Here is a 6,326-nt window from a genome sequence, read left to right as displayed (position 1 = left end):
AAACCTTCACAGGCTGAATTTTTACCCGTGGTACATTCTACCTCAGAAATGCCCCATTCCGCGTTAGAGTGATTATTCGTTGGTGAATCGTGCCACTGAAATCAGATTACATTTTCTCATGATTGGCGCCCTGTATCACTCATATAGATTAAAGGCTTTTCATTGCGGTTGATAGCTCAGTTATGGCTTTAACCATTTCAGCTACTTTTTCTTCCCCAACCGTTTCAATTAGTTGCTCAGCATATGCTTTATGAAATGGTCTTATTTTTGACAGAGCATTATGACCTTTTGGCGTTAACTGAAGTAGCATAGCCTTTTGATGAGATGGATTTGCTAATGTTTCTAACATACCTTCATCGGTAAGCTGTTTGCTGGTTCTTTGAACGCTTTGACGTGTGATCCCCATTTGACGTGCGACTTCAGCTTGTGTAAGAGGATCATTAACAAGAGCCCCCAACACTTGCCAGCGAGTTGCGGTGAGATCTGCCCGAGAAGCAATATTCTCGGCTATTGATAAAAACTGACCATTTAAAGAAAAAATAGTTAGGGCCAAAGTACTGAGGTCATGTCTTGGGTCACTCATTGAAGGGAATTCTCCATTAACTCGTAAAAACCAGTTATGTCCCGCTGTTCGAATAATTTCAACCAAGAATCTAGCGTAGTTTCAGAATAGATCTCCAACTTCCTGAATATCTCTGCCGCAAAAGCAATAGGTTCAATACCCCCTGCGGTGATCAAATAGTCTGTCGATACAACGGGTTCTTGGATATAGTTCTGGCTACCTGCATATCCTGTCATTTCCAGAAATTCTTTTGCATTACTAGTATGCGGAACATTATCTAATATACCTTTTCTCGCTAAAGCAGCGGTTGCACCACAGATAGCTGCAACACAAATACCATTGTCGATAAAACGCTTGGCTACATCGATAAAATCATCGATGCCGCCTGTAGCAGCATTATCTGAACCACAAAGAATAAGCATTTTACCATCAGAGGGATTTAGCTTATCGAGAGATAAATCTGGCACGACAGTTAATCCACCTTTAGTTCTAATCGATTCTTTATTTCGCCCAACCGTCTTTATTTCAAACCTGTCAGGGAAAGCTTGAAACTCTTGAGAGTTGATATGAGCCAAGACATACCCATACTCCCAATCAGAGATTCCGTCATATACAGCTAGATAAATAGATTCCTTCATAAATTACACCTCAAAAATGACAACAGGCTTACATGGTGTCAGCTCGCTGTCACAATTGCAAGGGAAGAAATTCAATGGGAGTTGCATACAATCTCACAAACTTTACATTAATTAAGTTGATATCTCAGAGTTCAGCCTTTCAGTTTCTGTCCACCGACATTTAAGAGCTTCCTAAACCCTACTAAATTTGACGGCCAAACTTCATGTTGACCAAAACACTGAGAGGAGGTCATCATGAGAAAGTTATCTTCTGGAAAATGCAGTGGCATCAAAAGGCCATTTAAGCTTGAAGAGATCTGGCGGATCAGAACTAGGCTGGAGATTGAAAATGATCTGATGCAGCTCGCATTACTGAACCTAGCTATAGATAGCAAATTAAGAGCGAGTGACTTACTAAAGCTACACGTTTACGATGTTTCTTCGCAAGGGGTTATCTATGAAAGGGTTCAGTGCATCCAGCAAAAAACTGGAACCGATGTCCACTATGAGATTACTCCGAGAACACAGCAAAGTATTAGCCGATGGATTTTTGCAGCATCCCTAGAGGCAAGCAGCTTTCTATTCCCGAGTAGCCGACGCTTTGGGCAACCTATCAGCTACTCATTCTATCGTTCAATTATCAGGAACTGGGCTGTAAAACTGGGACTGAATGCTGACTATTACGGCACTCATTCCATGCGCCGCACCAAAGCCACGTTAATATATGCCAGAACGAAAAACATCAGGGCCGTACAGATTTTACTTGGACATTCGAAGCTAGATAACACAATTCGATACCTTGGCGTTGAACTAGAAGACGCTCTGAGGTTGTCTGAGAAAACAGACTGCTGACAGGTGCTGAAACAGGCTTTTCTTCTGAAAAGCCTGTGCCCCAATATGTGTTTAGAACGTATGAATTTAGCATGAGAACTATTGTGGCAACTGCTTGCTGGCAAATCGTCTAACACTTATTCGTGCATCAGGCTTGAACATATTTTGCCGATCAATTCATGCTATACAGAAAAATCTGTATTTAGTGATGTAGGTACGGAACTGTAGAAGTTAAACTATTGTTATTCATAGTAAAACAGATGTATGTTTTACGTTATTAAGATACTAGACAGAATAATTCTATATTTAAGTACAGAATTATTCTGTCTAATATAGCTGTTATGCTGCTAGGAGTAAAAATGTTGAGATTTGACCAAGGCAACGCTCGATTTAATTGTCGTAGTGCTGCCGTGATAATTGATGAAGATCATGTGTTGTTGCATAGACTTGTAGGCGATCCTTTTTGGGCATTACCGGGCGGTAAAGTAGAGTTTTTTGAAAACTCAGACGATACATTGAAAAGAGAACTGCTTGAAGAGTTATCTATCGACTCAGTTGTTGAAAGACACCTTTGGTATGTTGAAAGCTTTTTTGAATTTTCTGGTAAAAAGTATCACGAATTAGCCAATTACTTTTTGGTGCGTTTGAGTTCTCCACAGAAGTTGCCAAAAACCGAGGCTTTTCGTGGTATAGAGTCTGACGTAGATTTAGAGTTTCGCTGGTTCCCATTAACTGATTTAGCAAACATCGATATTAGACCTAGGTTTTTATGCTCAGGCTTATTAGATTTACCGCCTGAAACAAGGTACATCAAGCTAAATGAGAGCGCAGCATACAAGCAATTTAAGCAGACTGTCAACGCTTGGCATTTTTAGTTCGGTTCAGCTTAAGTGATTTCGGTGTTCAATTTGAGTGTATTGGTAGCGTTGTCAGCTACTTAATTGGGCGTTAGTTTTACAAAGGTAGACTATGGATCAATACGAAGAAAAAGCTCTTAAAGATATAGAGCAGTATGGATGTCATATTCTCCATATCATGGCAGAGGATGAGTACCCAGGATTCTCTTATTCAATTGGCATAGAGAAAACAAGCAGTCAACCAGAGATAATAATCACCGGTTTAAATCAAGAGGTAGCACATTGGATTGCAAACGAATACAACAATAGAGTTAAAGCTGGTGAGATATTTAAACCAAATGAATACTATTCAGGCTTCCTTGAAGGATTTGATATAACTTTCAAAGAAGTAAGTCCAGAATACTACGCAGAATACTTTGGTTGGACTAACTGGCTTTACAAAGGTAATAACTTTAAAGTCCTCCAGTTCATCTACCCAGATACTTCTGGTGTTTGGCCTTGGGATTCTGAAGCATCAGCAGATTTTAAATGGTTTTTACCTAAGCTATATGCAAACTAACAATAATTTAAGCAGATTCGTAATGCTTGGCATTTTCGGTTTGGATCAACTCTAGTGTTTACGGCACAATGCTTTAGGTAAGGTGGTGGCGTTGCTCACTACTTAATTTGGCGTCAGGTGCTCGAAGGAAAAGGTAAGTATGGAAATTGCTTTTCAGCAGATAAACATTGATGATTTCGAATTGTGCGTTGCTGCGAGAAAAGATGCATACTTTTGTAGTTTTGGGCATTACGACGGTTTCGAAGACTTCATCAGTGGTTATCGTGAACGAGTATTAGACCGGTTAGCAACATCAGGATGGTTCTATATCCATATATTTGTGGATGGTCAGTTTGCAGGGCAGTTAGAGTTTCGTAGCTTTTCACCCGAGCCGGAGACTGGCTATGTACATCTCATTTACTTAAAGCCTAATTTTCGTGGTTCAGGACTCGCTGCAAAATTGCAGGATTATATTGTAAGCACTTTGAGTAAAACGGGTTGTTCGCGTGCTGTACTTTCAGTAAGCCGAACTAACCATCGAGCTCTCACATTCTATAAGCGCCATGGTTGGGAGTTTGTGCGCAAGAATCCCAAACACGATGAAACAGACTTTTACCAGCTTTTGCTACGCACCTAACAAACAATTTAATCAGTTATATGCTCGGAGCAAAATATGAAAAAACTATCAATCATCACGCTGGGCGTATCAAATATCGAGTCCTCAGCAAAGTTTTATGAAGCGGTGCTTGGGTTAGAGCGTACAGATTATAAATCTGATGAAATTGTATTCATGAATGTTGATGGTCCGGAGTTAGCTTTATTTTCTAAACCCGAATTAGCTAAAGATGTTGGTGTTGAACCAGATGGTTCAGGTTTTGCCGGTATTACACTGGCTAGAAATGTCGACTCTTCTCGTGAAGTGCTTAGTCTTCTGAACAAGGCAGATGCAAATGGTGGGAAAATCGTAAAGCAAGGGCAGCCTGTGTTTTGGGGTGGTTTTTCAGGTTACTTCTCTGATCCTGATGGGTACTTGTGGGAGATAGCTGTAGGTTCAGAGCTCTATAAAGCAGAAATGGAGCAACGCACATAACAATAGACTATGGTTTCAAGATACTTTTTCATACCTGATCTTGATGCAACTAAGTCATTTAAGCTAACAAGGTTTTGTCCAGAGGCTTCATAGAGCTGAAATTATACACGTGGCACTTTTCTCTCAAAGTGCCTGCTAGCTAAGATCTGCCCCAAAGTCATTCAGAATAAGTGCTCATTCATCTCTTGTTAATGTGAGTTTACCCTACATTTCCATAGCCACTCTATTGGGTTTAGGTTTGGGCTATAAGGTGGAAGATAATGCAGTTCGATATTTAGGACAAACGCCGCATCTTTGACTAAGTCACTGCGGTGAGATCCTGCACCATCTAAGATGATATGAAGCTTATGGGCTAACAGATAGCTCTCTCTTAACTTACAGAAAAAGCGAACAATACTTTCACTGTTAATGCTTTCGTAATCGTGAACAATGGTGGCACCAATATCCGACAGGTTCAGTGCACCAATAATGTTCAACCTGCTGCGATTACCCGTTGTTTCAATCACTTTATCCTGACCAGTACGTATCCAGCCATGAGATATTTTGGTTGATAAGGTTGGGTGAACAGCGTCGATAAAAACTATCGTTTCACCCTTGCCACAGCTTGCCTTTAGTGATTTATAATCATCTATGAAGGCTTGTTGTTTTGCTTCATCAAACTTGTGTGGAACGCCTTTCGGCTGCTTGTAGCTAAAGCCATTGTGGTGAAGCCATTTGTTCATACCAGAAACCGTGTAATCAAGTCCAAATGTCTCTTTAACATAGGCGACAATTTGATGAGTATGAGAATAGGTTTTCTCAGTCAAATGCTCGATTAGGTGCATGGTTTGAGTAGAAGAAAGTTTACTTTGGCTTCCGCCATTTTCAGGCTTAAGTTTTTCAGAAAGAACGTAGTCACTGAGGTGACGTGCAACGGTCGATTCATGAATACGAAGGGCTTGTGAAATCATAGTCTGACTCCAGTCTTCAGAAGCTAGCAAAACAGCCTTAATACGGTCGCAAACTCGACTGTCACGTTCATTGTCGTGCATTTGTCCGAGTTGTAGTTTCTGTTGAGGAGTCAGTGTAATTTTCATGGTTCGTAGCATGATCCTGATTCTAAAGAAAATCAAGCATCTTCAATGATCACGGGTATATATAAACTGAGGATTTATTTGAGTTTTATATGTTTGTTGGTCTATCAGTAATTCTTCACCTTAAATGTAAGGCTGAGTATTGTTGGCATTTTGAACGTCTTATTTTTGTGATAATTGCGGGGAACCCCCCCTTTTTTTATTTAGCAATTCACTACCTTAAAAACTATGGTGGACTTGGGCGTTACCCTTTGGGCAAGGCTTTTTGCTTGTATCTTTCACCTATGGCCTAAGAGTGGCATCACCCTGATGAGTCACTGCGTGCCGCCTCAGAATGTGCCTCTCTACAGCCCCTATCTAAAAGGATATCGCTGCAATCCTGAACGCCAGCGCCTCGTCATTCTTCCTCGTTGCCGTTCGTCGTACCTTCTCACTCCTTTCACTGACATCCATTAAGTTCGAGTAAGGGCTTGTTGCCTTATGTGCCGGTTTTCCTTTCGACTCGCATCATTTGATGGGGCTCGCAGGCTGTTGACCCTCCTAAATCAGAACCTTCTCTGCAAGGGTGAATGAACGCTTCGCGCCCCTGCAGAGAAGAACCCTGTTTGAGGTAGGGACAGCCAAGCGGCTCCATAAAGTGATACTCAAACAGAAAGGAAACTCCTCATGGCACAACGACACTCAAGCCCAACTCTCTCTAAACCGATGTTCAGCGACCAGCGTTTCGCCGCTGGGCACGAAAGCTCACCAAAAAATGA

At 41.1% G+C, this 6,326-nt stretch carries 7 protein-coding genes and 1 pseudogene; 5 read left to right on the top strand and 3 right to left on the bottom strand.

Annotated elements, in window-relative coordinates; translation table 11 throughout:
• Nucleotides 1-148: 148 nt before the first annotated feature.
• Both ACED60_RS24990 and ACED60_RS24985 read right to left on the bottom strand, forming a co-directional pair.
• Entirely contained in the window at nt 149-583 is a 435-nt protein-coding gene (locus tag ACED60_RS24990; RefSeq protein ID WP_305368095.1) for a MarR family winged helix-turn-helix transcriptional regulator, read from the bottom strand.
• Complete coding sequence (locus ACED60_RS24985; protein ID WP_305368094.1) at nt 580-1,200, bottom strand: DJ-1/PfpI family protein; 621 nt, start codon at nt 1,198-1,200, stop codon at nt 580-582. Before ACED60_RS24985 ends, ACED60_RS24990 begins: the two co-directional genes overlap by 4 nt.
• Nucleotides 1,201-1,434: 234 nt before the next feature.
• Here ACED60_RS24985 and ACED60_RS24980 point away from each other — a divergent pair, with 234 nt between their 5' ends.
• The 5 genes from ACED60_RS24980 (at nt 1,435) to ACED60_RS24960 (ending at nt 4,495) form a co-directional block, all read left to right on the top strand.
• Entirely contained in the window at nt 1,435-2,031 is a 597-nt protein-coding gene (locus ACED60_RS24980) for a tyrosine-type recombinase/integrase (protein WP_070967984.1), read from the top strand.
• 338 nt (nt 2,032-2,369) lie between these two features.
• Nucleotides 2,370-2,885: an NUDIX hydrolase gene (locus ACED60_RS24975; protein WP_305368093.1), complete on the top strand. Its 516-nt coding sequence runs from the start codon at nt 2,370-2,372 to the stop codon at nt 2,883-2,885.
• Nucleotides 2,886-2,979: 94 nt separating this feature from the next.
• Nucleotides 2,980-3,426 carry a DUF4262 domain-containing protein gene (locus ACED60_RS24970; protein WP_305368091.1) on the top strand — a complete coding sequence of 149 codons (447 nt, stop codon included), beginning with the start codon at nt 2,980-2,982 and terminating at the stop codon, nt 3,424-3,426.
• Between the two features lie 139 nt (nt 3,427-3,565).
• Nucleotides 3,566-4,042: an N-acetyltransferase gene (locus ACED60_RS24965; protein WP_102573270.1), complete on the top strand. Its 477-nt coding sequence runs from the start codon at nt 3,566-3,568 to the stop codon at nt 4,040-4,042.
• Between the two features lie 36 nt (nt 4,043-4,078).
• Nucleotides 4,079-4,495, top strand: a complete 417-nt coding sequence (locus ACED60_RS24960) for a VOC family protein (protein WP_305368090.1) — start codon at nt 4,079-4,081, stop codon at nt 4,493-4,495.
• A 209-nt stretch (nt 4,496-4,704) separates the two neighbouring features.
• Here ACED60_RS24960 and ACED60_RS24955 read toward each other — a convergent pair.
• Nucleotides 4,705-5,583: pseudogene (locus ACED60_RS24955) on the bottom strand (IS630 family transposase); the annotation flags it as partial.
• Between the last annotated feature and the right edge of the window lie 743 nt (nt 5,584-6,326).

It is taken from the genome of Vibrio sp. 1F279 (assembly GCF_041439815.1).
In the GTDB taxonomy this organism is placed as follows: domain Bacteria; phylum Pseudomonadota; class Gammaproteobacteria; order Enterobacterales; family Vibrionaceae; genus Vibrio; species Vibrio tasmaniensis_A.
The sequence above is the reverse complement of the archived record's forward strand: the minus strand, read 5'-3'. Positions and strand labels throughout refer to the sequence as shown.

Coding starts and splice junctions, on each gene's coding strand:
- ACED60_RS24990 (WP_305368095.1), bottom strand. CDS start 583: ATGAGTGACCCAAGACATGACCTCAGTACTTTGGCCCTAACTATTTTT.
- ACED60_RS24985 (WP_305368094.1), bottom strand. CDS start 1,200: ATGAAGGAATCTATTTATCTAGCTGTATATGACGGAATCTCTGATTGG.
- ACED60_RS24980 (WP_070967984.1), top strand. CDS start 1,435: ATGAGAAAGTTATCTTCTGGAAAATGCAGTGGCATCAAAAGGCCATTT.
- ACED60_RS24975 (WP_305368093.1), top strand. CDS start 2,370: ATGTTGAGATTTGACCAAGGCAACGCTCGATTTAATTGTCGTAGTGCT.
- ACED60_RS24970 (WP_305368091.1), top strand. CDS start 2,980: ATGGATCAATACGAAGAAAAAGCTCTTAAAGATATAGAGCAGTATGGA.
- ACED60_RS24965 (WP_102573270.1), top strand. CDS start 3,566: ATGGAAATTGCTTTTCAGCAGATAAACATTGATGATTTCGAATTGTGC.
- ACED60_RS24960 (WP_305368090.1), top strand. CDS start 4,079: ATGAAAAAACTATCAATCATCACGCTGGGCGTATCAAATATCGAGTCC.